The following is a 1,389-nucleotide window of genomic DNA, read 5'->3' as shown; positions in this document are numbered from 1 at the left end:
CTGGACCGGGCCGCCCGGGCGACCGGGACGGTCGTGGACGCGGCGGTACGGGTCAACCGCGCGCAGGCCGCGCTGCCCGGCAGCCACGCCATGACGGGTACGCCCACCCCGTTCGGGGTCGACGAGCAGGAACTGGCCCGGATGCTGGCCCTGCCGCTGACCTCGGTCCGGATCACCGGCTTCCACCTGCACGCCGTGTCGAACAACCTGGACGCCGCCGCCCACGCCCGGTTCGTCGCCGGGGCGCTGGACTGGTCGGTGACCACCGCCGCCCGGTACGGGCTGGACCTACGGCTGGTCAACGTCGGCGGCGGGCTCGGTGTCGACTACCTCAGCGACGCCACCATCGACCTGGGTGAGCTGCGGGCCGGGCTGGCCGGGCTGACGGTTCCGGCGGGCGTGGAGCTGATCGTCGAGCCCGGCCGGATCCTGGCCGCCGACGCCGGCTGGTACGCCGCCGAGGTCCTCGACCTCAAGCACACCCACGGCCGCTGGTTCGCGGTGCTGCGCGGCGGCACCCACCACTTCCGGCTGCCCGCCGCCTGGGGCTACAGCCACCCGTTCACCGTGCTGCCCGTCGACGACTGGCCCTACGAGTGGCCCCGACCGCAGGTCACCGACGTCACCGTGGACGCCGTCGGCGAGCTGTGCACCCCGCGCGACGTCCTCGCCCGCGACCAGCCCGTGGACCGGCTGCGCATCGGTGACGTGCTGATCTTCGCCCGCACCGGCGCGTACGGCTGGGACATCTCCCACCACGACTTCCTGCGCCACCCACCGCCACGATTCGAGGTGCTCTGACATGGACCCGGTCCACCGCCGCGCTGCCCGGGTCGTCTGCGTCGACGCGGACGGCCGCATCCTGCTGCTGCACTGGCGGGACCCGGTGGACGGCCACGACGTGTGGGAGCCGCCCGGCGGTGGCGTCGAGCCCGGCGAGGACTTCCTGGCCGCGGCGCGCCGGGAGCTGGCCGAGGAGACCGGCCTCGACCCGGCCGCCGTGACCGGGCCGTCGGTGACCGTCATGCGGGACTTCCGGTGGAAGGGACAGGGATTCGCCGGGCCCGAGGAGTTCTTCCTGGCCCGCTACGACGTCGCCCGGCCGCCCCTGACCCGCGACGGTCTCATGCCCGACGAGCAGCTCAGCCTGGCCGGGCACGCCTGGCTCAGCCCGGCCGAGCTCAGCGACCTGGCCGGGCTGGACCCGCCGGACCTGGCCGAGGTCATCCGCCGGCTCGGAACTCCGCCCGCCACCGCCTGATCAGCGGGTCGTCGGGGTCACCGATCTCGTCGACCCGGACCGGCGTCAGGCCCGGGGCGGCGAACGCGTCGATCTCCGCGCGGGTCAGCGGCCACGGCGGGCCGTCGGTGCCCGTACCGGTCGCGGCG

2 protein-coding genes are annotated in these 1,389 nt (G+C 75.1%); both read left to right on the top strand.

What is annotated here, in order from left to right:
• Positions 1–801 (top strand): type III PLP-dependent enzyme (locus tag AB0C29_RS48545; protein ID WP_360835165.1); only part of this gene is annotated, 801 nt, incomplete at its 5' end.
• Between the two features lies 1 nt (position 802).
• Positions 803–1,261 (top strand): NUDIX domain-containing protein, encoded by a 459-nt coding sequence (locus tag AB0C29_RS48540; protein WP_360835163.1) that lies wholly within the window; start codon positions 803–805, stop codon positions 1,259–1,261.
• Positions 1,262–1,389: the final 128 nt, after the last annotated feature.

This window comes from Actinoplanes sp. NPDC048791 (genome assembly GCF_040650095.1).
Lineage (GTDB): Bacteria > Actinomycetota > Actinomycetes > Mycobacteriales > Micromonosporaceae > Actinoplanes.
This window is presented reverse-complemented; position numbering and strand designations above follow the sequence as displayed.

Coding starts and splice junctions, on each gene's coding strand:
- AB0C29_RS48540 (WP_360835163.1), top strand. CDS start 803: ATGGACCCGGTCCACCGCCGCGCTGCCCGGGTCGTCTGCGTCGACGCG.